Below are 26,034 nucleotides of genomic sequence, written 5' to 3'. Positions count from 1 at the left end.
GGTGATGATGGTCGTTACAGGGGCGACAGGCTGGTAACAATGCAAAAGCGAAGCGAGTGGCTGCAAAAAACTTGGGTGCAAGTTGCCCTTGCACTTTCCGTTGTCTTCGTCGCTACGCCTCTCGGCGGTTTGTTCTCCCTGCATCCCAGCAACATTTCCGCCTTCTGGCCGGCCAATGCCCTGCTGTTCTCGGCACTGCTACTCGTACACAAAAGAGCGCGGTTCATCACCCTGCTGCTCGCCTTCCCCGTCTTTGTTGTCGCCGAACGGAACCTTGGCTATCCATTTGCCAACACCTTGGTCTACAGCTTTGCCAACGTGTTCGAAGTTACCGTGTTGCTGGGCCTGCTCAAGATGACCGGCATGCGCAGCCTTACTTTCGACCGCGTCAGGGATTTGGTCGCCATGATGCTGCTGGGCATCACCGCATCCTTGAGCGGCGGCATGATAGGTGCACTTGGCTCCTTGTCCTCGGGAACCGATCTACTGCCCCTCTGGATTCGTTGGAGCCTTGCCGATTTCTTCGGATACTGCATGTGCGTACCACTGGTCATGACGTGGCGGCAATGGCGCGGCATCTTGCTGCAAGCGCCGACATGGCGCCGTTGGGAATTCGCAGCCTTGCTCGGGCTATTGCTGGTGGTGGTTCCCTTCGCCTCGGGTTTAAGCGTGTTCGACGATGTTTCGCCGCCGCTCGGAGTACAGTTCCTGCCTATCCCCATCCTGCTATGGGTGGCCTTGCGGTTCGGGCCGGCGGGCGGTGCACTGGTCACACTGATCGCCGCTGTCGCTGCCTTTTTCGGCGCGGCTCACGGCTACGGCCTGTTTGCGCTGGAAAGCCAGGAACAAAGTCTGCAATCGCTACAATGGTTTTTTGCTTCGCTCGTCATCACCGTCATGACCGTGGCCACGCTTACGGCCGAACGCGACCGCTCCTACCGACACTTACAGGAAGAAGTCGCAGAGCGCCGTAGTGCCGAAGAAGCGCTACGCAATAGTGAGGCGCGTTATCGGCGCATCGTGGATACCACGACCGAAGGTGTTTGTCTGGTCGATACCGGATTCACCATCGCATTCGTCAATGCCCGCATGGCAGCGCTGCTGGGTTACAGCCCGGAGGAAATGCTGGGTCATGCCTTGTCCGATTTCGTCGTGGTCGCCGAGATGCCGGACCATCTGCAGCGCATGCACAACCGTAGCAAAGGCATTTCCGAAAACTACCAGCGGCGCTTCTTGCACAAGTCAGGCAAGGTGGTTCTGGTACGCGCCTCGGCCACCCCTATTTTCGACGAAAAAGGCGAGTTCATTGGCTCCCTCGGCATGTTCACGGACATTACCGAGCAGGCCAAGATCGAGCATCAATTACGCCTGCTGAGCTTTGCCCTGGACGAAGTCGGCGAAAGTATCCTGCTCCTCGGGCATAACGACACCCATTTTCTCTACGCCAGTCTCAGCGCCGTTCGTAATCTCGGCTACAGCCGCGAGGAATTGACCGGGGGCATGGGCGTCTACGACATCGACCCGGAATGGAACCAGGAGCGGTGGGACCAGTTCTGGCCGGAATTGATCAAGCGCCGCAGGATGCAGTTCGAATCCGTACATAAAAGACGCGACGGCACTACGTTCCCGGTGGAGATCACGGCGAATTATTTCGAATTCGACGGCGAGGTCTACAACCTCTCCATCAGCCGCGACATCAGCGAACGGAAGCGCGCCGAAGAAGAGCTCAAGCATTACCGTGAAAGCCTTGAGGTGACGGTGAGCGAGCGCACCGCCGAACTCGAGCTGGCAAAGGATGCAGCCGAAGCGGCCAACCGCGCCAAGAGCGTGTTCCTCGCCAACATGAGCCACGAGTTGCGCACGCCGCTCAACGCTATCCTCGGTTTTTCCGACCTCATGAGCAAAACCGGGCATTTGCCGCCCGAGCAGCACGAGTACGTAAACATCATCAATCGCAGCGGCGAGCACTTGCTTAACCTCATCAATGACGTGCTGGAAATGTCGAACATCGACACCGGCCATATCGAGCTGGAATCCAGTGGATTTGACCTCGGCAACCTGGTGCGCGACGTCACCGACATGATGCGCATCAAAGCCGCGCAAAAGGGGCTAAGGCTCGAAGTCGACCAGGCTTCCCGTTTTCCGCGCTTCGCCACCGGCGACGAAGCACGTATCCGCCAGATCCTCATCAACCTGCTCGGCAATGCTATCAAGTACACCTCAACCGGCCACGTAACGCTGCGACTGAACACCCATGCCGACGGCCGGCTCCTGATTGAAGTAGAAGACACTGGCATCGGTATCGCGCCGGAGGATCAGAAGCGTATTTTCGACCCCTTCGTCCAGCTCGGCGAGCAAGGTACACGAAAAGGTACAGGGCTCGGACTCTCCATTACCCGCCAATTCGTGACCCTCATGGGAGGCACGATCAAGGTCAGCAGCTCATTGGGGGCAGGTTCGGTATTCAGTGTGGAACTACCGCTTGCCGGCGCTCCGGTGCATTCGCTGGCAAGCCACACAGCCAGCGAAACGGAAATAGTGGGCGTGACCGCGGGGCAGCCCGAGTACCGCATACTCATCGCCGAGGACCAGGAAGACAACCAGCTGCTGCTCATCACGCTGATGCAGGATCTCGGCTTACCCACCAAGCTGGCCGTCAACGGCGAGGAATGCGTGAAAATGTTCAGCGAGTGGCATCCTCACCTCATCTGGATGGATCGCCAGATGCCGGTCATGGACGGTATCGAGGCCACGCGGCTCATCCGTGCACTGCCCGGTGGCGATGCGGTGAAGATCGTCGCGGTGACGGCCTCGGTCCTCGAACAACAGCAGGAAGAAGCCAAAAGTGCAGGCATGGACGACTTCGTCAGCAAGCCCTACCGGCTTGAGGAAATCTACGCCTGTCTCGCACGCCAGCTCGGCCTGCAATACCGCTATGAAAATGACGACACGCCTGAAATCGTACCGCCCATTACGGCTGAGGAACTCGCCGGACTCGATGCGGCGCTACGTCATCGTTTGAAAGAGGCATTGCTCAGTCTGGAAACGGCCCGTATCGCCACTGCCCTGGATGCCATCGCCCAAAGCTCGCCAGCACTGGGCGAGCGCCTGCAAGGCTTAGTCGCCCAATACGATTATCCGGCCATCCTCGCCGCACTCGACACATGGAACTGATATTTCACCCTTCACCCAACCGCCTTGTGCTGTACGTCCACGGCACTTAACGCGCCCACTGCGGCAATCACCTCAGGACGCGTTTCATCCTTGAGATTGGCCTGCTCGATTTCCGCCACCTCGATCAGATGCGGCATCAGATTGATCGCTGCCGCCAAAAACTCGGCGATGTCGGCAGGCTCGGCTTCGTAGGTGTCTGCAATCAGTTCGCCCAGTTCATTGATGATCTGCGAGCCCTCGCGCTCCACTCGTCCCAGGCCTGCTCGCTGATAAGTGTTTTTTAAAAGTTCCAGCCGCGTCACGATGGCCTCCTTCCAGTGGATTAGCTCAAGCTTGGCGAGATTACCTCACAGCTAGACTGCTGCTATCGGCTAGCGTACATAAGGCCCGTTAGACACAAGAGCGTAATTTTTTCAACGCCCATAAGTCTTTTTTAATCAGTCGAATAAGCTCGAAATAACCGCGATCTCAAGCTAGGCCGGTTTGCCACAATTACATTTGCACAATACTATCAAGCCAAACATTCTGAATAATCGGGTTTATTTTCCCGCGGCAAGTTTATGCAAGGCTGCCGCGGAATCGGGGGTGCACGATGTCCTTATATGCACTGGTCGTCTCAGACAGTTGCGTACTTGCCACCTTGTTGCAGCATCACTTCATGGTTTTGAAATGGTCATGCGATGCCATGACGATCTCGACCGCTGTCGGCAAAAGCAGTCAATCTCTGGATTACAGTTGCGTGGTGATGGTGGTCGATCGGCAATTTGCCGGCAGCTACGGAAGCGTGGTCGAAGAAGTGGGACACTTTTTCAGAAACCTTGCCCGGCACACGCCGTTTTACCTGATTTTCGAGCATGAGTACGAGTCGCGCTTCCATCACTGGCTGAGCAGTAGCAAAGGCTTGTATCAGCTCGGCAGCGACGTGAGCCGTTTGCAGGATGCAGTAAACCAGATCGCAAGCGCCGAATCAGGCGGCTCGGATCCTTCCGGCTTTATGCCGCCTGCAAGTTCGCTTTGAAGTCTTCGCTGTAAACACCGTGCTTTATCGAGCGCATAGATCAACCGCGATTAGGATTTATCGAGCGTGATAGGCTCGCCGAGCGGCTCGCGGGCATAACGTTCAGTCTTGATTTCCATGAGGTCCAGTACCGTATCCAATGCCGTCTTGAGCGCCGCCAACTGCTCCGGCTGCATCCGCATCAGCGCATCGGGTAGTAAGCCACGCAGTGGCGCAGGCGCTCGCCCGAGCACGGCCAGGCCTGTGGAGGTGGCCTTCAAGCGCACTGAGCGACGGTCTTTCTCATCACGCACCCGGTCCACCAGTTGGCGTTCTTCCAGCTTAACGATCAGGTTGCTCACCGTGGATTGGTGGAGCGACATGACCCGAGCAAGATGAGAGACCTTGATGCCGTCCGCCTGTGCAATTTCGGATAGCGTCCACAGTTGCGCCCCGCTGAAGCCGACAGCCTTCTCGATGGCTTCGAAATGCTTGTTCGACGATTTGAAAATGATGCGAAACAGGCCGAGTACCTGCAACGAAAGCGCGGACGTATCGGATTCACTCATGGATAAGTCTTATTCGAAAAACAGGCAAGAAAATCTTGGCGCCATTCTAGCCTAGTCGCAGTCAAAAAAACGGCGCCGGAGCGCCGAATGGGGGACGTCTGGGTACATGCCGTGGCGCGTAGATGCAGCCTCGGCATGCCTGTAAATCAGTGATGCACCGTGGAAGAAACCGAAGTCGTCGCCGCCATGCTCATCAGTTCGCTCAAGCGCTCGTCGCGGCCGTAGAAATCCTCGAAGCGCACGATGTCGTCCTCGCCCAGGTAGGTGCCCGACTGCACCTCGATGATCTCCAGCGGTACCACGCCGGGGTTTTCCAGACGATGCACGGTGCCCAGCGGAATGTAGGTGGACTGGTTTTCGGTGAGCAGGAATTTTTCGTCGCCGCGGGTGACGCGGGCAGTACCGGTGACCACCACCCAGTGTTCGGCACGATGGTGATGCATTTGTAGCGACAGGCAGGCGCCGGGGCTCACCACGATACGCTTGACCTGGAAACGCATGCCGCCGTCCAGGCTGTCGTAATAGCCCCAAGGACGCTGCACCTTGCGGTGCGCATCGCATTCGGGTCGGCCTGCGGATTTGAGCTGCGCGACCGCGTCCTTCACCAAGTGCAGGTGATCGCGATGCGCGACCAGGACGGCATCAGCAGTTTCAACCACCACGGTGTCGTCCATGCCGATGCAGGCCACCATGCGGTTTTCGGCGCGGACCAGGGAATTGCGCGTATCCATCGCCAACACATCGCCTGCCAGCACGTTGCCCTCCTTGTCTTTGTCACCGATTTCCCAGAGGGCGCTCCAGGCACCGACATCCGACCAACCGGCATCCAAGGAAAGCACGGCGCCGATAGCATCTTCATCCGCGCTCACCAGCCGTTCCATCACCGCATAGTCGATGGAATCCGACGGACAATCGACGAAGGCCTCTTTGTCGATGCGCGTGAAATCATGGTCGGTCGTGCTTTGCGCCATCGCCATCATGCAGGCGGCAAGGATATCCGGGCGGAAACGGTCCATCTGCTTGAGCCAGGTCGAAGCCTTCATCATGAAGATACCGCTATTCCATAAATAGTTGCCGTCCGCCACGTAGCGCCGTGCCGTCTCGATATCCGGTTTTTCCACGAAGCTCATGATTTCCTGTGCTGGCGTTGCGTTAATCGGTTTGCCGCAGCGGATGTAGCCGTAGCCGGTTTCAGGCGCAGTCGGCACGATGCCGAAGGTCATCACCCGCCCTGCCATGGCAAGCGGAAGACCTTGCGCCAGCGTTTCGCAGAAGACTTCCGGATGCAGCATTACATGGTCGGCCGGCATGGCGACCAGCACAGGATCGTTGCCATCCTCCACCGCTGCCAGGGCAGCCAAGGTCAGCGCAGGCGCAGTGTTGCGGCCGACCGGCTCTAGCAAGATGCGCGACGCCGTCATGTCCACCTGGCGCAATTGCTCGGCGGTCATGAAACGGCATTCCTCCTGGCCGACCACAAGGGGATGCTCCAGCTTCCAACCATCGGGCATGGCGTCGCAGGTAATGCGGAGGGCAGTGGACTGCAGCATGGTGTGATTGTCGCCCCCCAGCATGAGGAGTTGCTTGGGATGCTTCTCGCGCGAGAGCGGCCACAGGCGGGTGCCGGAGCCGCCGCAAAGAATAACGGGCAACAAGACGTTCATTAATGACTCCAATCAGGCAGGAACAAGTCGCGGCGATAGACACAAATAGAGTGCTCCATTCGCCACGTTCGCAGGCTAAACCCCGCCCCTTCCACCCTCCGTACGCTACCGCACAGATATCCCAAGCCCAGCCGTGGGATAAAGCAGCCACGGCTCATGCTCTACCGCCCACCCGCGCCTCAGGCAGAGGCACAAGAGTGTGCGGTATCGAACAGAGAAAGCCCTACCGGCGGCGTACAACGTCACCATTCTTTGCCACTACTGCGATTGGTAAGTCCATGAAAACACAGAATCTTGCTTCACCTGCCCAGAATTTGCGCAAAGTGCTCCCACTGGCTCTACTCCTCGTGATGACAGCCTGTAGCGAGAACAAGAAACCGGCGACCCAGGTCGTCGCCAAGGTCAACAATGACGAGATTTCCATCCATCAGGTCAACAACGCACTGGCGCACATTCCCAATGTGCCCGTCGATAGCGTGGACAAGGTGAAGAAGGACGTTTTGGCCAAGCTGGTCAATCAGCAGCTGGCAGTGCAACAAGCTGAAGCCCAGAAAATAGACCGCTCGCCCGAAGTGATGATGCAGATCGACGAGGCACGCCGTGAAATCCTCACCCGCGCCTATTTGAATCGCCTCGTAGCCGGGCTGCCCAAGCCCTCCGAGGACGAAGCCAGGAAGTTCTACCAGAGCCATCCCGAGCTGTTCTCCGACCGTCATGTCTATAAGTTGCAGGAAATCGCGCTGGAGACTCCCAACCCGCCGGTGAACGAACTCAAGACCTTCGCCCAGGGCAAGAGCATGGAAGACATCGCCGCCTGGCTGAAGAAGCAGAACATCGCCTTCACCATGCATTCCGGCACGCGTGCCGCAGAGCAGATTCCACTTAGCGTGCTGCCGCAGCTCGCTGCCTTCAAGGACGGCCAGACCGGCATCTTCGAACCGACGCCCAACTCTGCGGTAGTGATGCACCTGGAATCGTCCCAGGCTGCCCCGGTGGACGAAAAGACTGCGCTGGAGAAGATTCCGCGCTATCTCGCCAACGAGCAGGCCAAGGTCGCCATCAACAACGACCTGGAGCGTCTCAAGACAGCAGCCAAGATCGAATACCTAGGCGATTTCGCCGCCATGTCGACCAATCAAGCCAGCACTCAGCCGCCGGAAATGGCCGAGGCTGAAAAATCCCCGCCTGCCGCCGGACCGGCAAGCGCGCAGCCGACCAATCAACAACCCAAGTCCGAAACCATGAACGTGGAAAAGGCCATCGCGGGGCTGAAATGAGTATGCCCGCCGCATCACCAGACGACCAGCCATTTTCCATCGCCAGCAGCCCCACGCCTGTAACAACGACCGTACGGAGTCCGCTATGAAAACCCATGCCATGACCCCCATCCTCATGCTGTGCCTGTCCGCTGCCCTCGTGCCAGCCGCCCAGGCCCAGAACGACCTCGCCATGCAAGACCAGCCATCAAGCCAGCAGCGCAACAAGATGGACCAGGGCGACTACACCCTGGGGCCGGGTGACTCCATCCGCGTCCTGGTGTTCCAGAATCCGGACTTAACGCTGGACACTCGCGTTTCTGAAAGCGGCACCATCACCTACCCGCTCATCGGTAGCGTCAAGGTGGGCGGCATGCCCATCCCCGAGGCGGAAAAAGCCATTGCCGACGCCTTGAAGAAAGGCGGCTTCGTGCAGCAACCGCAGGTCAACATCGTGTTGGTCCAGGTGCGCGGCAACCAGGTTGCGGTGCTGGGCGCAGTGAATCGTCCAGGACGCTTCCCGCTTGAAACCTTCAACACGCGCCTGTCTGAAATGCTGGCTAACGCTGGCGGCATCATCAACGGCGTAGGCGGCGTGGGCGGCGGCTCCGATACCGTCATCATCACCGGCTGGCGTAACGGCCAGCATTTCCGGAAGGAAGTCGACGTGCCCAGCATGTTCCTCAAGAACAAGCCCGACGACGACATCGATGTCGCGGCCGGGGATGTGATCTACGTGCCCGAAGCGCCCGTTTACTACATCTACGGCGAAACCCAGCGTCCCGGCTCGTTCCGTATCCAGCGCGGCATGTCGGTGCAGCAGGCGCTCGCCATGGCTGGCGGCCCCACGCTGCGCGGCACCGAACGCGGCATGAAGATCTATCGCAAGGGTGCGGACGGCAATCTCACCGCTATCAAGATCAAACCGAACGATCCGGTGCAGGCCAACGACGTGATCTACGTCGACGAAAGCCTGTTCTAACCGCCGTCGAATGACTGCTATGTCTAAAACCACCTCCAAGGGGCCAGCATGAACCTGCAACAGATGCTAATGATCCTCAAGGCGCGCTACAAGATAACGCTGCTGACGATGCTCGCCATCATGGGCATCACCCTGGGCGTCAGCCTGATGCTACCGCCGCGCTACAGCGCCGAGACCGACCTCATCGTCGACATGCGTTCGCAAGATCCGCTCGCCCAGATCGCCATGTACAACGCCGATATGAGCTACCTGCCCACGCAGATCGACGTGATCAACAGCGAGCGCGTGGTGCAGAAGGTGATCAAGATTCTCAAGCTCGACCAGAACCCGGCCGTACGCCAAAAGTGGATGGAAGACACCGGCGGCGAAGGTCAACTAACCCAATGGCTGGGGGACTTGCTGCAAAAGGACATGAAGGCCAAGCCCTCGCGCGATAGCAACGTCATCATGATCAGCTATTCGTCGCCCGACCCCGGTTTCTCCGCCGCCGTCGCCAACGCCTTCGCCCAGGCCTATGTAGAAACCAACCTCGACCTCAAGACCGAGCCGGCCCATGAATACGCCACCTGGTTCAAGGACCAGGGCAAGGACTTGCGCGCCGACCTCGAAAAAGCGCAGGCCAAGCTTTCCGCCTACCAGCAAAAGCACGGCATGGTGATCACCGACGAGCGGCTGGACGCCGAAACCGCCAAGCTGGCCGACCTCACCGCCCAGCTCACAGCGGCGGAACTGGTGATGGCAGACGCACGCAGCAAGCAGCGCTCCGGCGGCAACGCCAGCACGCTGCCCGAGGTGCAGCAGAATGCGCTGATCCTCAACCTCAAGGCCGACATCGACCGGGCCGAGGCCAAACTGCAGGACGCCGCGGGCAACTACGGCAAGAACCATCCGCAATACAAGCGCATGGAAGCCGAGCTCAACATGCTGAAACAAAAGCTCGCTGCCGAAACCGCCCATATCGCCAGCGGATTCACTACCAGCGAAAACGTCGGTACCGACAAGGCCGCGCAACTGCGCCAATTGATCGAGATCCAGAAGGCCCACCTGCTCGAAATGCGCCGCCAGCGCGACGACGCAGCCGTGCTGCTGGCCGACGTTGCCTCTGCGCAGAAAGCCTACGACGCGGTAACTGCTCGCCTCACCCAGACCAGCCTCGAAAGCCAGGCGCGCCAGACCAACATCTCGGTGCTGACGCCTGCCACGGCTCCCATCAAGCCGACTTCGCCGCAGCCCGTGCTGTATACCGCCATCGCCGGCGTGCTGGGCTTGCTGATCGGCCTCGGCATGGCCTTCATGACGGAAATGATGGATCGCCGCGTGCGCACCATCGAAGACGTGGAACTAGGCGTTGGCCTGCCGGTGCTGGCCCGCATTACCCGCCAGCAGGGCAGCGCTCGCCTGTTCGTGAAGAAACTGCGACTGCGGCGGCCGCGCACCATCGAGTTCGCCTGAGGCTCATCGAATCGCTGAATTGTATTGAAGCCGGCCCCGCCGGGCCGGCTTAAGTATCTCGCCTAACCGCAAAAGGAACCCATCATGCAAGTGTCATTGCAACCTGTGCAGCGCGTCTCCGGGGATTACTCCATCGGGGCGATCCTGGTCGATGCCGGCAAGCTCACGCTGGACGAAGCCGAGCCCATCCTGCGGCTGCAAAAGGAACGCAACCTGCGCTTTGGCGAAGCAGCCATTCAGCTCGGTATCTTGAGCGAGGACGACATCAAGTTCGCCCTCGCCCGGCAGTATCGCTATCCCTATCTGCGCAAGGGCGAGACCAGCGTCTCCGATGAGCTGGTCGCAGCCTTGCAGCCGTTCAGCCCTCAGGCCGAAGCGTTGCGGGCGCTGCGCAGCCAACTGGTGATGCGCTGGTTTACCGGCGAGCCGGAACGCAAGGCCTTGTCCATCATCAGCCCGGGCAGCCGCGAAGGCCGTAGCTATCTCGCTGCCAACATGGCCGTGGTGTTCTCGCAATTGGGTGAACGCACCCTGCTGATCGATGCCGACATGCGCCGTCCGCGCCAGCACAAGATGTTCGGCATCGAAAACCGCAGCGGCCTGTCGTCCATCCTCTCCAACCGCGGCGATTCCAGCACCATCCAGCGCATCCCGGCGTTCATGGATTTGTCCATCCTTCCCTCCGGCCCTACGCCGCCGAACCCGCAGGAGCTATTGGGCCGGCCCATGTTCAACACTTTCATGGCCAACATGGTGGACGAGTTCGACGTGATCATCGTCGATACCCCACCCGCTGCACGTTATGCCGACGCCAACATCGTCTCCATGCGTACCGGCGGCGCCCTCATTGCAGCGCGGCAAAACCGTACCAGCCTGCGCGATTCGCAACTCCTCGCGGGCGGCCTCACCGATCTCGGCGTCATGATGGTCGGCTCGGTATTGAGCACGTTTTAATTGCGGGACAAGTCGAAACCCATGTCGCAGCAAGAATCCACGCTCCCATTGCTAGTCCGCAACACGCTGCCGCGCCCATGGCTGTTGTGGCTCCCGGTCGTCATCGGGCTGGCCGCCATCTGCATTCCTTCATTCATCCATCTGGCGCAGACCACCTGGGATTCGGAAGAAAACGGCCACGGGCCGATCATACTGATGGTCTTCATCTGGCTGGTGTGGCAGCAGCGCAGCGTGCTCGCCTCCGGTGTGCCGCGGCCCGGCTCCATCATGGGCTGGCTGTCGCTATTGTTCGGCCTCGCCGCATTCGTCATCGGCCGCTCGCAATCCATCGATACGCTGGAAGTCGCCGGCCTCATCCCCATGCTGGTGGGTATCGTGCTGCTGATGCGAGGTTGGCAGACGTTGCGCATGCTGTGGTTTCCGCTGCTGTTTTTGCTATTCATGATCCCGCTGCCGGGGCTGCTGATCACGGTGATTACCGGCGCACTCAAGACCCAGGTTTCGTCCGTCGCAGAAAACCTGCTGTATTACGGAGGGCTACCCATTGCCCGCAATGGGGTGGTGCTGAGCATCGGGCCGTATCAGTTGCTGGTGGCGGATGCCTGCTCGGGACTCAATTCCATGTTCAGCCTGTCGGCGCTGGGCCTGCTCTACCTCTATCTCATGCGCTACCGCAACTGGCTGCATATCGGCCTCATGCTAGCGGCGATTCTCCCGATTGCGTTCATCGCCAACGTCATCCGCGTCATGGTGCTGGTGCTCATCACCTACCAATTCGGCGACGAGGCGGGCCAGGGGTTCGCCCATAGCGCGGCGGGCATGCTTTTGTTCGCTGTCGCACTGTTGCTGCTGCTCGGATTCGACAAATTGTTGAGATCGACATTGTTCCGCCGCAGGAGCGCCGCATGAGCCAACATCTTCACCCGATGCCCTCGCGAGGCCCTGCCCTCATCGCCCCCATCATCATCGGGCTCTTGATGGTGGCGTCCTCCGGGCTTGCCATCAAGTTGAAGCCTGAGCAGCGATTGGCAGATCAGGAACCGGCCGTAAAGCTGGAAGAGGTCATCCCCAAGCAGTTCGGTGCCTGGCATCTCGATACCAGCATCGTGCCGGTCAACCCCAGCCCGGACGTCAAGTCTCGGCTGGACGCCATCTACAGCCAGACCTTGGCGCGGTCTTATGCCGACGGTGCAGGGCATCGCATCATGCTTTCCATCGCCTACGGCGCCGACCAGAGCGGCGACGGCAGCCAGGTGCACCGTCCCGAGTTCTGCTACACCGCCCAGGGCTTTCAGATATTGCGCAACCGCATCGGCGACCTGCTGACGCCGTTCGGGCAGCTGCCCGTGCGCCGGCTGCTCGCCGTGCAAGGTCCGCGTAACGAACCCATCACCTACTGGATCACCATCGGCGACAAGGCCACCTTGCCCGGCCTCAGCCGCAAGATCCAGCAAATCGCTTACGGCCTCACCGGCAAAGTGCCCGACGGCATGCTGGTGCGGGTGTCCTCCATCGACAACAACACGGAAGAGGCCTACCGCGTGCAGGAGCGTTTCATCGCCGACATGCTCGCAAGCATGGACCCCAGCACCCGTGTTCGCGTGGCAGGGCGCCTCGGACAGTAAACCGGGGCAGTAGTCCTTCATTTCAACGACAGGAAAGAGATTATGTTCAAGGTTGCACTCATCACCGGCATTACGGGCCAGGACGGCTCCTACCTTGCAGAATTTCTGCTGGCAAAAGGCTACGAGGTACACGGCATCAAGCGCCGCGCCTCCAGCTTCAACACCGACCGTATCGACCACATCTACGAAGACCCGCACCACGACGACCAGCGCTTTTTCCTGCATTACGGCGACCTGACCGATTCGACTGCGCTGATTCGGGTTATCCAGCAAGTGCAGCCGGACGAGATCTACAACCTGGCCGCGCAATCGCACGTGGCCGTGTCGTTCGAAGAACCGGAATACACCGCTAACGCCGACGGCATCGGCACGCTGCGCATCCTCGAAGCCATGCGGATTCTGGGCCTGCAGAACAAGACGCGCTTCTACCAGGCTTCCACCTCCGAACTCTACGGCCTGGTACAGGAAACTCCGCAAAAGGAAACCACACCCTTCTATCCGCGCAGCCCCTACGCCGCCGCCAAGCTCTACGCCTACTGGATCACGGTGAACTACCGCGAGGCCTACGGCATGTACGCCTGCAACGGCATCCTGTTCAACCACGAATCCCCGCGTCGCGGCGAAACCTTCGTCACACGCAAGATCACCCGCGCCCTGGCCCGTATCAAACTGGGACTACAGGAGCACCTCTACCTCGGCAACCTCAACGCCCTGCGCGACTGGGGTCATGCGCGGGACTACGTCGAGATGCAGTGGCTGATGCTGCAACAGAGCCAGCCCGAGGATTTCGTCATCGCCACCGGCCGCCAATACAGCGTGCGCGATTTCGTCAACATCGCCGCCGCCGAGCTGGACATGGAGATTACCTGGCGCGGCAACGGCGTGGACGAGAAAGGCTATGACGAGAACGGCAACTGCATCGTCGCCGTCGATCCGCGCTACTTCCGCCCCACGGAGGTGGAAACGTTGCTGGGCGACCCCAGCAAGGCCAAGCGCAAGCTGGGCTGGGAACCCAAGACCCCGTTCGAGGACATGGTGCGGGAGATGGTGCAGGAAGACCTGCACACCGCCGAGCGCGATCACCTGGTCAAGAGCCACGGCTACCGCACCTTGGCCTATCACGAATAAACGTAGCGGAGAAAACAGCCATGGCCCTCATCAACACTATTTCCACCAAGTCCAGGATCTACGTTTCCGGCCATCGCGGCATGGTGGGCTCGGCCATCGTACGGCGGTTGGAAGCGGCGGGCTATCGCAGCCTGATCCTGCGCACGCACCGCGAACTGGACCTTACCAACCAACAAGCCGTGTTCGATTTTCTGGCCCGCGAAAAACCCGAATACGTGTTCTGCGCCGCGGCGAGAGTAGGCGGCATCCACGCCAACAACAATTACCGTGCCGATTTCATCTACCAGAACCTCATGATCGAGGCCAACCTGATCGAAGGCGCCTATCGTGCCGGGGTGAAACGCATGCAGTTTCTGGGATCGAGCTGCATCTACCCGCGTGACTGTCCGCAGCCGATCAAGGAGGAATACCTGCTCTCCGGGCCGCTGGAACAGACGAACGAACCCTATGCCGTGGCCAAGATCGCCGGCATCAAGCTGTGCGAAAACTACAACCGGCAATACGGCACGCAGTATTTCAGCGTCATGCCGACCAACCTCTACGGCCCCAACGACAACTACGACCTGTTGAATAGCCATGTGCTGCCCGCCCTCTTGCGCAAGACGCACGAGGCCATGCTGCGCGGCGACAAGACGCTGATGGTGTGGGGCACCGGCAAGCCCATGCGCGAGTTCCTGCACGTAGACGACCTCGCCGACGCCTGCGTATTTCTCATGGAGCGCGGCGTGGGCGATGGCCTTTACAACCTTGGCACCGGCACCGACGTTTCCATCCGCGAACTGGCGGAGAACATCATGGAGGTGGTGGGTTTTCGGGGTTCGCTAGTGTTCGACACCACCAAGCCCGACGGCACGCCGCGCAAGCTGCTGGATGTCTCGCGCATGCGGGAGCTGGGCTGGCAGGCGCGGATTCCGCTCAAGGAGGGTCTCGCCATGACCTACCGCACCTACGTGGAAGAACAAAAGCAACTTTACCAACGCACGCACGCCTTCCAGGCTTGAAGCCTCTTTATGCTATTGCCCTACCAAGTCCAACGCCTCATCAACCGTTATCGCCACGCCAACTGGGCGCTCACCGATCAAACCGTCGTCAGCGGCAGCAACTTCGTCACCGGGGTCTTGCTGGCGCGTGTGCTGGGGCCGGAAGCCTTCGGCGTGTTCGTGCTGTTGCAGGCGCTGATGATCTACGTCAATTCGTTCCAGAACGCGCTGATTTTCCAGCCCATGATGAGCGCCGCGCCGCAAATGGATAACGATGTCCGCAGCCGCTATTTGCAGGGGGTGTTCGCCTTGCAGTTGACACTGTCGTGCGTGCTGGCCGTAGCTGTGGCCATCATTGCCCTGTTCGCCCACGCTTTCGGACTGGAAAAACTGGTTGGTCTCGGGCCCGGCGTCATCGTCGCGCTCAACGCCGCGCTGTTGTGCTTCCAGTTGCAGGACTGGCAGCGCCGCTATTACTTCGTGCAGGAATACCCCAAGGGCGCGTTCATCAACGACTGCATCAGCTACGGCGGACAGGTGGTATTTCTCACGCTGATGATGCTGCAAGGCACGCTCTCGGTCGCGAGCGCCTTCTGGGTGATCGCCGCGACCTCGCTTGCAGCCTTCATTTTCGGCTTCATGCACGACCGCGTGGAACCGGTATTCGCCCACGCCAAGGCGGTACTCAAGGAAGGCTGGCGCACCGGGCGCGACTACCTCATGGCCTGGCAACTGCAATGGATGGGTACGCAAGGTGTGCTGATGATAGGCGCCAGTGCGGTTGGCGCCCAAGCAGCCGGCGGGGTGCGCGCAGCACAGAACATCGTGGGGCCGATCAATATCCTGTTCCAGGCCATGGAAAACGTGGTGCCGGTCATCGCGGCACGGCACTTCGGCCATGAAGGATTGGGCGGGCTGATGCACTACATGTGGCGCATCACTGCCATCGGCACGGCCCTGCTACTACCGGTGCTGATCGTGCTCACCCTCCTCGCCACACCGCTTACCCATCTGCTCTATGGCGACTCCTACGCCGATACGGCGGTGCTGGTGGCATGGCAGGCGGCGCTTATCTTCGTGCAGTTCTACCTGCGACAAGTGACGTTCTTCCTGCGCACGGTGAAGGCGACTGGCGTGATTATTCGCTCGGGTGTAGTGATGTCGGTGGTCTCCATCCTCGTCGGCGTCGCCGTGGTCAACCGCCTGCAGGAAACCGGCGTCATGCTGGCCCTGCTGAGCGGCACGCTGATGGGGCTGGCATATTCGATTGCCGGCGCGATCAAGGTCCGGCAGCGAATCGCCGAGGAAGAAGCGCCCAAGCATGCCCCTGAAGGCAAGGCACCCGAAAACAAAGGCGGTGATAGCCAGCCTATCGATTTGATGGACTGCAACATGAAAATGACCGCCCTGCGGGGAGACCGGCCATGAGCGAGGCTTTCGATCGGTTCGAGTGGATGTTGTGGCGCCGCCGCCGTTTGTCCAAGGAGTTGCCGCGCTTCTGGGCCAGCATCCGCAGCTATGCCAGTCCCGATTGCCGTTTTGCAGGCTACAACCGCATCTATCAGGGCAGCACGCTGCGCGCCGTGTCGCTGGGCCGCATGAGCTACGTTTCGGAAGGCTCGCGCGTCGGTTTTACCGATATTGGCGCGTTTTCCAGCATCGGGCCGAATGTGTTGCTGGGCGGGTTGGGCAAGCATCCGGTCGATCGGCTATCCACCCATCCGGCGTTCTATTCCACCCGGTTGCAAGCCGGCATGAGCTTCGCCCGCAGCGATAGCGAGGACGAACTGCCACGATCAACCGTGGGCAGCGACGTGTGGATAGGCGCGGGCGCCATCGTGCTGGACGGGCTCACCGTCGGCCACGGCGCCATCGTGGCTGCAGGCGCGGTAGTAGTGAAGGACGTGGCGCCGTACTCCATTGTGGGCGGCGTACCCGCCAGGCCCATTCGAGACCGCTTCGACGAACGCACCATCGAGGCGTTGCTGTCCTGGCGCTGGTGGGATCTCAACATGCATCAGCTCGACGTTATCGCGCATCGATTCATGACGCGCGAGTGGTCGCCCGAAGCCATCCTGGAGGCCATCAACGAGCTGGATGCCGCCGACTTGCGTCAACTCGCCGCCATGCAACTCGCCAAGGTGTCGTCATGAATACCAACCTCATGAATACCAACCTCATGAATACCAATCTCATGAATACCCGGCTCATCCGCACCCCGTTCCAGGCCCAGGTCTGGCGTACCCGCAAGTACGTCGACGAGGCACGGGCCCGCATGTCGCTGGCCGACTACTGGTTCATGCTCGGCTTCTGGCTGGCGCTGTTCTACGTGGCCGACCCGTTTTCGCTGCGGCTGGAGAAAATCGGCCTCACCAAGCACCTGCCGCTCATGATTTCGCTCTCGGGCGCGATCATGATCAACATCGGCACCAAGATTTTCGTATCCGACCTCTCCCGGCTTTATGACCGCTACAAGCGGCGCTACTGGGAGGTGCTCAAGGCCGCGCTGCCGCTTGCGTTAATGGGAGGATGGATCGTGCTCGGCAGCTTGTACGCCCGCAAGCACGAAGGCATCGGCAACAGCTTCATTACCGTGGGGCTGTACATGCTGTTCGCGCTGGTGACGGCGCGGGTGGTGATGCTATCGGCCGCGCGCGAAACCATGGTGAAATCGTTCATCTATTTCGCCATCCTCGCCAGCCTGTTCATGACGCTCAAGATGGCGATCATGCACGACGATCATTCCTCGCCCTATCACGAACTGGAGTTCCTCATCATCCCGCTTATGGTGTTTTTCGCGCTGCAACCGGGCAAGGTGTGGCCGACGCTGATGACGCTGTTCTTCGTCATCGCCGGGCTGCTGTTCCGCAAGAACACCGGTTTTATCGTGCTGGCGCTGACGCTGATTTACCTGTGGCTTGCCGAATGGCGCTTCCGCTTCCGTGAAAGCGTGACCTTCCGCTTCTGGACCTTGTTCTGGATGGTGATCGTGATCATCGCAGGCTTGGCGCTGGCGGGCTACCTCGCTTACCAACGCGGCGAGATCATGCCGAGCGGCAATCCCGGCTATCGCATGCACACCTACGAACAAGCCTGGGAGCGCTTCCTGGAATCGCCGTTTTACGGCACCAGCTTTACCGGCGCCGGCACCGAAAAATTCACCGGATTCCAGATCCTGGTCGCCCGCGGCAACCTGCCCACCCACAGCGACGTGCTGGATTTCCTGGCCCAAGGCGGCGTGCTCGCAATATTCCTCTGGTTGTGGGCGTATGTCCGTGTGGGCCGATTCTCGTATCGCCATGTACTAAGCAAGCGTCGCCGCGACCAGATGAGCATTGCCGGGCATACCTTCGCCTGCATGAGCTTGATGAGCATTGCCGTGTACGCATTCAACCCCATCCTGCTGCAGCCTGCGAAATCGCTGTTGCTGTGGGGCATTTTCGGCATGTTGCTGGGTATCGGGCTGCATCGGCAGCGGCAAGAACTCGATGGCGATGCCGCTTCTGAGGCCGACCGCACTGATGAGCCAGCCGCACCTCGCAAAAATCGTTTGTATCGTTTGAAACATAGCAGAACATGAATATTCGACGCCCCTCCATCAGCATCGTCACCTGCTCCTACCAGCAGGGACGCTACCTCGACGCCACCATGCGCTCCGTACTGGAGCAGCAACCCGCAGGCGTGCAATACATCGTCATCGACGGCGGTTCTACCGACGGCAGCGTCGATATCATCAAGCAGCACGCATCAGCCCTGCATTACTGGGTATCCGAGCCCGACAACGGGCAGACCGAGGCGCTGATCAAAGGCTTCGACCACGCCACCGGCGATATCCAGGGCTGGCTGTGCTCGGACGATTTGCTGCTGCCGGGCGCACTGGAAACGGTGACGCGCTTTTTCGACGAGCATCCCGAGGTCGACGCCGCTTATGGCGATTCCTTGTGGATCGATGGCGAAGGCAACTATCTGCGGCCCAAGAAGGAAATGGGTTTCAGCCGCTTCGCGCTGCTGTTCGACCACAACTACATTTCGCAGCCGTCCATGTTCTGGCGGCGGGATTTGTACGAGAAAGTCGGCGGCCTCGATCCCCGCTTCAACCTCGCCATGGACGCCGACCTGTGGGAGCGTTTCTCGCGGCACACCCAGATCGCCCATATCCCGGCTTATCTCTCCTGCATGCGCTGGTATCCGGAGCAGAAAACCCGCGCGCTGCGTCCCAAGGGCATGGTGGAATACGATGAAATCCGTCGCCGTTCGGCGCTGGACCAGACACTGTGGCCAGCCTTGCACAAGCTGGCAAGGGTTGAGCGCATCGTGCGCAAAGGCCTCGCTGGCGGCTATCTCGCCAACCCGCCGCAAGCGCTCATTCACGCCCTCGACCGTTATCGCATTTCAGGAGGCGCCGCATGAGCCTGGCGCAACTGATGCCGCGTCTCGCGACCTTGCGCGACGAGCAGGCCGAAGCCAGGAGTGAAGTGGCCTGGAAGGTGCTGTACGCGCGACGCAGCCAACCCCTGCTGGTCCCGACCGACCCGCTACGGGCACGGCAGGCCGTCGGTTTTTTCATCCGTAATCCATTACTCAGGTTCTGGGGCAAGACCTTGCTGGCGCTAGACCAATGGATGCCAGGCTCGGGCTTGCTTTCCACCGTCAAGCTGAGCCAGTTCCCCTCCGGCGTGCTGTTCGGCACACGCAACCTGGAAGCCACGGCCCTCTATTGCGGCTACCCCGGACCGCTGCAAAAGCTCACCATGTACTATCCCGGCGACAAGGACGAGCCGCCGCGTGTGGTGAAGATCGCCCTGCAAGCCAGCGCCGACCCTGCCATCGAGCAGGAAGCCCATTGGCTGAGTACCCTGGGCCACGTGCCGGAAACCGCAGATTACCTGCCCCGGTTGTTGGGCCATGGCAAGTTGCCTTGCGGCCGCCGCTACCTCGCCATGCTGGCCTTGCCGCAAGGTCGCCGCGTGCAGCGCTTTACCGAGATGCACCATCAATTTCTCTCGGTATTGGCACGACAGCACGTCACCATAAAACCCTGGCGCGAGTCCGATCCGTTTCTGCGCTTGCAGCGGCGCATGCTGGCCGTACTTCCTCTGGTCGAGCCGCAGTACTGCGAGCTGATCCAGAACGTGTTCATGGAAATCGAGCAGGGAATTGGCGGTCTCCCCTTGCCCACTTGCATGGTGCACAGCGATTTCACGCCTTGGAACCTGGGCATCGCCGATGGTCGACTATTCGTCTTCGATTGGGAATACGCCGAGGCCAACGGCAATCCGCTGCACGACTTTTTACATTTCCACCTCATGCCGCGCGCCTTGCAGCGCTGGCCGATGCGTTCGGCGCTGATGCCCTTGCTGGTGGCCGATGCGGCTTCGCACGGCAAGGAACTGTTCGGGGCTGATAGCGGCGTTGCCGAGGCCTGCGGTCCATTGGTCCTGCATTACCTCTTGGACACCGTGACTTTCTACACCGAGGCTTCGCGTCATCTCGACCCACGCCACCCCGTGGTACGCGATTACGTGCGCCTGCTGGAATGCCGCGAGGAATGGCTGCCGCGCAATACTTTGGGAGAGCCGAGCGATGAATCTCGCCGATGACCGCATGGCCGACAACCGGGACCTGTTCGAACAGATGATCCGCACTTTCGAAAGCGCGGGCCTGCCCTACTGCATCCTGGCGGGCTACGACACCTACCCCGAAGTCATCCCGTCCGACATCGATTTCATGGTCCACCCGGACTGGATGCACCGGCTGCCGACGATCATCGCCGCACTGGCCGCAGGCAGCGGCTCGCATCTCATCCAATCCATCCGCCATGAGACGACCGCGACCTATTTCGTGCTGGCGCGGCGGCGCGGCGCCAGTCTCATCTACCTGCACCCGGATTCGAGCAGCGATTACCGCCGCCGTGGCCGACGTTGGCTGCGCGCCGAAAATGTGCTGGAAAACCGCCGTCGTCACCCGCAGGGTTTCTGGATACCTTCGGCCGCCGATGCCTTCATCTACTACCTCGTCAAGAAAATCGACAAGGGCAACCTCAATGAGATGCAGGCGCTGGAACTCTCCCTGCGCTTTTCGGAAGACGCCAAGGGTTGCAGCAAGGCTTTGCATGCCCTGCTGCCGGCCGCTGAAGCCAACGTCGTGGAAGCAGCCGTGCGCACCGCCATGCCCTTCGGCTCTGCCCCATGGCAGACCGTGGTGGCGGGGATCGACCGGCTGCGCGAGGCGTTGCACCGTCACACCCCGCGCGAATCCTTGCGCTCCAGGTTCAGGCAAACAGCGCGTAACGTCTATCGCGTGATCAACCGCTTTATCCACCCCACAGGGCTCAGCATCGCCTTCATGGGGCCAGACGGCAGCGGCAAGAGCGCCGTGATCACCGAAGTCGCCAAACAGATGGCACCGGCTTTCAGGCAGGTGGAATACCGCCATTTGAAACCGCGCGCGGCAGGCAAACAGGTGCAGCACCAGCCCGTGACCGATCCCCACGCGCAACCGCCGCGCGGCACACTGGGCTCGCTCGCCAAGCTCGTGCATTTCTGGGCGAGCTACTGGAAAGGTACGGTGAGCTGGCTGTACCCGGCCAAGATTTGCTCCACGCTGGTCTTGTTCGACCGCTACTTCCAGGACTTGCTGGCCGATCCCAGGCGCTACCGCTATTCCGGCTCGCTCAAGCCTGCGCAATGGCTGGGCCGCTGGCTGCCCGGTCCCGATCTCGTGTTCATCCTCGATGCGCCGCCCGAAGCCCTGCAAGCGCGCAAGCAGGAAGTCCCTTTTGCCGAGAGCGCACGCCAACGCGGCGCCTATCTCAAGCTCGCCTGCGAATTCCGCCACGCCAGCGTCATCGACGCCTCCCAACCGCTCGAGCAGGTCGTGGCCACGGTGCTCGGGCATATCGTCGACCACATGCAGCGCAGGACCGCGCGCCGCTTGGGTCTTTCGCCGCGGAAGTAGAGCAATGTCGCAAAAACGGCTGCAAAGGGATGGATGCAAGGCGCACGGCGCGCAGAAACCGGAATGTACTTTAGTACATGAGGATTTCGAGCACCGCGCAACGCCGCAGACGCCCTTTGCCGCCGTTTTTATTCATAGAAAGGGAGCGAGCCATGCAAACACTTAAGGTACTGATGTCCGCTTATGCGTGCGAACCGGACAAGGGCTCCGAGCCTGGCGTGGGTTGGCGCTGGGCGCTGGAAACGGCAGCGCTGGGGCACGAGGTGTGGGTGATCACGCGGGCCAATAACCGTCCAGGGATCGAGAAAGCCTTGCGAGGCCTGACGCATGCGCCGCGCAACCTCAATTTTATCTATTACGACCTGCCGGCCTGGGCGCGCTGGTGGAAGAAGGGCCCGTTCGGCGTGCACTTGTACTACTTGCTATGGCAATGGGGCGCTTATTTACAGGCGCGCAAGTGGCACCAAACGGAAAACTTCGACACCGTTCATCACATCACCTTTGGCGTGGTGCGGCATCCCAGCTTTATGTGGCGGCTCGGCATTCCCTTCGTCGTCGGCCCCGTGGGCGGCGGCGAACGCGCACCGATGGAACTTCGCAAATGGATGTCGCTGGGTGGGCAAGCCAAGGAAATCTTGCGCGACGCGATGAACTGGCTCGCGCGGTTCGACCCGTTCGTCCGGCAAACCTATGCGCGAGCCTCGGTCATCCTGCTCAAGACTCCGCAATCGATGGCTTGGCTGCCGGCGCCGTACCGGGTGAAAGCGCGTTGCCAGCTAGAAATCGGCGTAGAGCGCCAGGTGGAAGACGCCCAACGCGTGGTGCCGTTCAAGAGCCACCAGGCGTTGCACATCCTGTATGTCGGACGATTTTTGCATTGGAAAGGCATGGATATCGGCCTGCGTGCGATTGCCGAAGTAACGCGCCGCGGCATTCCCGTGCGGCTCACCATGATCGGCCAGGGGCCGGAGCGGCAGCGCTGGCAAATACTCACGGCACATCTCAAGCTCGCCTATTGTGTGACCTGGGTGCCCTGGATGCCACAACACGAGCTGATGCAAGCCTATCGCAACTTCGATGCCTTGCTTTTCCCCAGCCTGCACGATTCCAGCGGCAACGTAGTGCTGGAGTCCATGGCGGGCGGCTTGCCCGTGGTATGCCTGGGGCTGGGCGGGCCGGCCGAGATGGTGGACGGCCAATGCGGACGCGTGGTGCCGGTGAAGGATAAATCCTCAGAAGAAGTCGTTCACGAACTGGCCGATGCGCTCGCGGAGCTGGCAGCCAACCCGACCCTGGTACGCGAACTGCGCGACGGGGCCCTGGCACGCTCCTATGAGTACTCCTGGCGTCGGGTGGTGAGCGGCGTATGGGGCGAACAGGGCGACGGCTATCGAGCGGCGATTCAAAACGTGCAGGAGGAAATCGCTTATGCCTCAGCCTAGGGTACATGCCCTCACCGCGTTGGCACTGATATTCGCCGCGCTGCCTGCCTGGAGCGCCGAACTCTCCGTCGCGCCCAACGGCGGCGGCCCAGGCACTAACTTTGCCTCGCTTTCTGCTGCCATGGCGCAGTTGCAACCGGGAGATCATCTCGTCATTACCGCCGGCACCTACCGCGACGCGCTGATTTTTCCGCAGCGCAACTGGAGCGGTGCAGAGACGGTCATCGAAGGGCGAGGCAAGGTGTTAGTGAAAGGATCGGATGTGGTCGAGGGCTGGAAATCGCTGGGCGAAGGCCGCTTTTCCAAGCCCTGGAACACCGAACCGCAACAAGTATTTCTGGACGGCCAAGCCTTGTCGCAAATCGGCGGGACCGTGTTCGGCGGCTACCCATTGAAGCCCAATCACCCCCTCGCCCCCTTGTTCAACAACAAGAAAGGCGGCATCTGGCCCGGCCGCCGCGAAGGCAATCAGGACAGCATGACGGCCAACAGTTTTTACTACGACAGCGCCCAGGGCACCCTGCTGCTGCAACTGGCATTGACCGACCTGGCCAATCACATGATCGAAGTCAGCACACGCCCGCAGCTGCTGTACGGCAATAAGCTCAACAACGTCACGATACGCAATATCTCGTTCCAGCACTCCAACACCTCAACGGCCATGCGTGCAGGCATGGTCACGCTGCTGGGACAGCACATTACGCTGGACAACATTCACGCCGATTGGGCCGACAGCGCGGGCATGGACATTAACGGCGACGATATCGTGATCCGCAACTCGAGCGCCGACAACTGCGGTCAAGTGGGCATGAAAGTCCGCGGCCGCCGCAACAAGCTAATCGGCAACGAAACCAACGGCAACAACACGCGCGGCTTCTACAAATGGTGGGAGGCTGGCGGCGCGAAGTTCGTCGGCGACGGCGGCTTGCAGGATTCGCAGGTGATCGGCCACCGTGCGATCAACAACCTGGGCGACGGCATGTGGTTCGACTGGAAAAACCGCAACAACGTGATCGAACGCGGATTCTTCGCCTACAACCAGGGGTTCGGCCTGCAATACGAGGCCAGCGACCAGGCGACCATCGTCAATAATGTCGTGATCGGCAACGACCAGCGCGGCATCTATTTGCCGCATTCGTCCAATTCCGTCGTGGCGTTCAACCTGGTCGCCGGCAATCGCATGCAGGGCATTACCGTCGCAGACGAAGGTCGCCGCGATCCCAACGGCGATTTCGACTTCAGCGGACGCAGCGACAAGATTTTCGGTAACGTGATGGCGTGGAATGCCGGACCGCTGCTGCTGCCGGATAATCTCGCCGACAATCTGTCGGACGACAACCTCTACATCGGTGACGAATCTCAGACCAATCCCGCCAAGGGCCGGGGCCACGTATTCCAGGCCAAGCTCAAGGATTGGGCGCAGCAAACCCAGCTAGATTTGGGCTCACAGCGCATCGAGCAACCGATCGACCCGGCTTTCAAACGCTCTATCGATGAGCGCCGCCAGAACCCGGACTTAACCTGGTACCAGACGCTCCGCGCCCGCAGCAAGCCGATGCAGATCGACCCGGCGCTGATGAAACTGGTGCCCGGTGTTACCGATACCCGTCCTGGCCCCACCTTGTGAAAAGCGCTTTTCAGGCCGAGACGCACGGAATAGTCTCAACCACACCCAAGCCACGCACCAAACCGCTGCGAGTGCTGGTGGTGCACAACCAGTACCAGCAGGCGGGCGGTGAAGACGCGGTGGTCAAGGACGAATGCGCGCTGCTGGAAAAAAACGGCGTTTCGGTCAAGCTGTACCGACAGCACAACCGGCAGATCGAGGACATGCCGCGCTTACAGGTGGCGTTGGACACCATCTGGTCGCAGCGCACGGTGGCGGAAATCGGCGACCTGTGCGAGCGCTTTCGGCCCGACGTCATCCACGCCCACAATACCTTCCCGCTGATCTCGCCATCGCTCTACTTCGCCGCCCGCGAACACCACGTACCGGTGGTGCAGACGCTGCATAACTTCCGCCTGTTTTGCGCCCAGGCCATGTTTCTGCGCGACGGCAAGATTTGCGAAGATTGCATCGGCACTGTGCCCTGGCGAGGCGTGCTGCACCGGTGCTATCGCAATTCGGCGGTGCAATCGGCCGTAGTGGTAGGTATGCAAGGCATCCATCGCGCCCTGGGTTCGTATCGGCGCGAAGTCACTCGCTATATCGCCCTCAACCAGTTCTGTCGTGATAAATTCATCCAGGCCGGTCTCCCTGGCGAGCGCATCAGCATCAAGCCAAACTTCGTCGATCTACCGCCGCCATCATGGCAACAACGGCACGGCGCACTGTTCGTCGGCCGGCTCTCGCAGGAAAAAGGCATCAGCACGCTGGGCGAAGCCGCCATGCTCTACCCGGAAGCCCAACTCACCGTCATCGGCACCGGACCGGAACAGCCCTTAATCCAGGGCCGCCGCAACATCCGCCTCATGGGCTGGCAGCAACCGCCCGCCATTACCCAGCACATGCAGCAAGCCGCCTACCTCGTCATGCCCAGCCTGTGGTACGAAAACTTTCCCCGCACACTGGTGGAAGCCTACGCCTGCGGCCTCCCCGTCATCGCCAGCCGTCTGGGCGCCATGGCCGAGTTGGTGAAAGACGGCGTGACCGGATTATTGTTCGACCCGGGCGACGCCAACGACCTAGTGAAAAAAATGCGCTGGGCCGACAGCCAACCCGAAGCCATCCAAAGAATGGGCTGGGCCGCGCGACAGGAATACGAACAGAAATTCACGCCGGAGACGAACTTCAGCCAGTTGATGGGGATTTATGGGGAGGCGATTCGGGATCGCATGGGAGAGCGAGAGTAAG

22 protein-coding genes are annotated in these 26,034 nt (G+C 60.5%); 19 read left to right on the top strand and 3 right to left on the bottom strand.

Features of this window, described 5'->3' with window-relative positions; genetic code table 11:
• The first annotated feature begins 39 nt into the window (after positions 1 to 39).
• Entirely contained in the window at positions 40 to 3,174 is a 3,135-nt protein-coding gene (locus tag NMK_RS12900) for a PAS domain S-box protein (RefSeq protein WP_109016172.1), read from the top strand.
• An 11-nt stretch (positions 3,175 to 3,185) separates the two neighbouring features.
• On the opposite strand, the gene NMK_RS12895 is transcribed toward NMK_RS12900, so the two are convergent.
• A complete protein-coding gene (locus NMK_RS12895) occupies positions 3,186 to 3,476 on the bottom strand; it encodes a hypothetical protein (protein WP_109016171.1) in 291 nt (96 codons plus the stop codon).
• Between the two features lie 290 nt (positions 3,477 to 3,766).
• Here NMK_RS12895 and NMK_RS12890 point away from each other — a divergent pair, with 290 nt between their 5' ends.
• Positions 3,767 to 4,192, top strand: coding sequence for a hypothetical protein (locus NMK_RS12890; RefSeq protein WP_109016170.1), 426 nt, complete (start codon positions 3,767 to 3,769; stop codon positions 4,190 to 4,192).
• A gap of 50 nt (positions 4,193 to 4,242) precedes the next feature.
• Here NMK_RS12890 and NMK_RS12885 read toward each other — a convergent pair whose 3' ends face one another.
• Together NMK_RS12885 and NMK_RS12880 are read right to left on the bottom strand one after the other, a co-directional pair.
• Positions 4,243 to 4,740, bottom strand: coding sequence for a MarR family winged helix-turn-helix transcriptional regulator (locus tag NMK_RS12885; protein ID WP_109016169.1), 498 nt, complete (start codon positions 4,738 to 4,740; stop codon positions 4,243 to 4,245).
• Positions 4,741 to 4,886: 146 nt separating this feature from the next.
• Positions 4,887 to 6,404: a mannose-1-phosphate guanylyltransferase/mannose-6-phosphate isomerase gene (locus NMK_RS12880; RefSeq protein WP_109016168.1), complete on the bottom strand. Its 1,518-nt coding sequence runs from the start codon at positions 6,402 to 6,404 to the stop codon at positions 4,887 to 4,889.
• 278 nt (positions 6,405 to 6,682) lie between these two features.
• On the opposite strand from NMK_RS12880, the gene NMK_RS12875 reads away from it, so the two are divergent.
• From NMK_RS12875 to NMK_RS12795, 17 genes are all read left to right on the top strand, one after another.
• Positions 6,683 to 7,681 carry an EpsD family peptidyl-prolyl cis-trans isomerase gene (locus tag NMK_RS12875; protein ID WP_181376280.1) on the top strand — a complete coding sequence of 333 codons (999 nt, stop codon included), beginning with the start codon at positions 6,683 to 6,685 and terminating at the stop codon, positions 7,679 to 7,681.
• Positions 7,682 to 7,766: 85 nt separating this feature from the next.
• On the top strand, positions 7,767 to 8,642 hold the full coding sequence (gene epsE / locus NMK_RS12870) for a polysaccharide export protein EpsE (RefSeq protein WP_227871482.1): 876 nt from the start codon (positions 7,767 to 7,769) through the stop codon (positions 8,640 to 8,642).
• 48 nt (positions 8,643 to 8,690) lie between these two features.
• Positions 8,691 to 10,094, top strand: a complete 1,404-nt coding sequence (gene epsF, locus NMK_RS12865; protein ID WP_109016166.1) for a chain length determinant protein EpsF — start codon at positions 8,691 to 8,693, stop codon at positions 10,092 to 10,094.
• 84 nt (positions 10,095 to 10,178) lie between these two features.
• Positions 10,179 to 11,048, top strand: coding sequence for a chain length determinant protein tyrosine kinase EpsG (gene epsG / locus NMK_RS12860; protein WP_109016165.1), 870 nt, complete (start codon positions 10,179 to 10,181; stop codon positions 11,046 to 11,048).
• A gap of 21 nt (positions 11,049 to 11,069) precedes the next feature.
• On the top strand, positions 11,070 to 11,957 hold the full coding sequence (gene xrtB, locus NMK_RS12855) for an exosortase B (RefSeq protein ID WP_109016164.1): 888 nt from the start codon (positions 11,070 to 11,072) through the stop codon (positions 11,955 to 11,957).
• Positions 11,954 to 12,673, top strand: a complete 720-nt coding sequence (epsI, locus tag NMK_RS12850; RefSeq protein WP_227871481.1) for an exosortase-associated protein EpsI, B-type — start codon at positions 11,954 to 11,956, stop codon at positions 12,671 to 12,673. Before xrtB ends, epsI begins: the two co-directional genes overlap by 4 nt.
• A 42-nt stretch (positions 12,674 to 12,715) precedes the next feature.
• The gene (gmd, locus tag NMK_RS12845) at positions 12,716 to 13,801 is read left to right on the top strand and encodes a GDP-mannose 4,6-dehydratase (RefSeq protein WP_109016163.1); all 1,086 of its coding nucleotides are present in this window, start codon (positions 12,716 to 12,718) and stop codon (positions 13,799 to 13,801) included.
• A gap of 20 nt (positions 13,802 to 13,821) precedes the next feature.
• Positions 13,822 to 14,802, top strand: coding sequence for a GDP-L-fucose synthase family protein (locus NMK_RS12840; protein WP_109016162.1), 981 nt, complete (start codon positions 13,822 to 13,824; stop codon positions 14,800 to 14,802).
• 9 nt (positions 14,803 to 14,811) lie between these two features.
• Entirely contained in the window at positions 14,812 to 16,209 is a 1,398-nt protein-coding gene (locus tag NMK_RS12835; protein ID WP_109016161.1) for a lipopolysaccharide biosynthesis protein, read from the top strand.
• Positions 16,206 to 16,934: a CatB-related O-acetyltransferase gene (locus NMK_RS12830; RefSeq protein ID WP_227871480.1), complete on the top strand. Its 729-nt coding sequence runs from the start codon at positions 16,206 to 16,208 to the stop codon at positions 16,932 to 16,934. Before NMK_RS12835 ends, NMK_RS12830 begins: the two co-directional genes overlap by 4 nt.
• Entirely contained in the window at positions 16,931 to 18,361 is a 1,431-nt protein-coding gene (locus NMK_RS12825) for an O-antigen ligase family protein (RefSeq protein ID WP_109016160.1), read from the top strand. The genes NMK_RS12830 and NMK_RS12825 overlap by 4 nt, the downstream gene beginning before the upstream one ends.
• Positions 18,358 to 19,191: a glycosyltransferase family 2 protein gene (locus tag NMK_RS12820; protein ID WP_109016159.1), complete on the top strand. Its 834-nt coding sequence runs from the start codon at positions 18,358 to 18,360 to the stop codon at positions 19,189 to 19,191. Before NMK_RS12825 ends, NMK_RS12820 begins: the two co-directional genes overlap by 4 nt.
• Positions 19,188 to 20,381, top strand: coding sequence for a phosphotransferase (locus NMK_RS12815; RefSeq protein WP_109016158.1), 1,194 nt, complete (start codon positions 19,188 to 19,190; stop codon positions 20,379 to 20,381). Before NMK_RS12820 ends, NMK_RS12815 begins: the two co-directional genes overlap by 4 nt.
• Positions 20,382 to 20,415: 34 nt before the next feature.
• Positions 20,416 to 21,738: a nucleoside/nucleotide kinase family protein gene (locus NMK_RS12810; protein ID WP_146187205.1), complete on the top strand. Its 1,323-nt coding sequence runs from the start codon at positions 20,416 to 20,418 to the stop codon at positions 21,736 to 21,738.
• A gap of 152 nt (positions 21,739 to 21,890) precedes the next feature.
• Positions 21,891 to 23,180, top strand: coding sequence for a glycosyltransferase family 4 protein (locus NMK_RS12805; RefSeq protein WP_181376279.1), 1,290 nt, complete (start codon positions 21,891 to 21,893; stop codon positions 23,178 to 23,180).
• Positions 23,167 to 24,807 (top strand): right-handed parallel beta-helix repeat-containing protein, encoded by a 1,641-nt coding sequence (locus NMK_RS12800; protein WP_109016155.1) that lies wholly within the window; start codon positions 23,167 to 23,169, stop codon positions 24,805 to 24,807. The genes NMK_RS12805 and NMK_RS12800 overlap by 14 nt, the downstream gene beginning before the upstream one ends.
• A complete protein-coding gene (locus NMK_RS12795; RefSeq protein ID WP_227871479.1) occupies positions 24,804 to 26,033 on the top strand; it encodes a glycosyltransferase family 4 protein in 1,230 nt (409 codons plus the stop codon). Before NMK_RS12800 ends, NMK_RS12795 begins: the two co-directional genes overlap by 4 nt.
• Position 26,034 lies beyond the last annotated feature (1 nt).

Source organism: Novimethylophilus kurashikiensis (assembly GCF_003112435.1).
Classification (GTDB): domain Bacteria; phylum Pseudomonadota; class Gammaproteobacteria; order Burkholderiales; family Methylophilaceae; genus Novimethylophilus; species Novimethylophilus kurashikiensis.
This window is presented reverse-complemented; position numbering and strand designations above follow the sequence as displayed.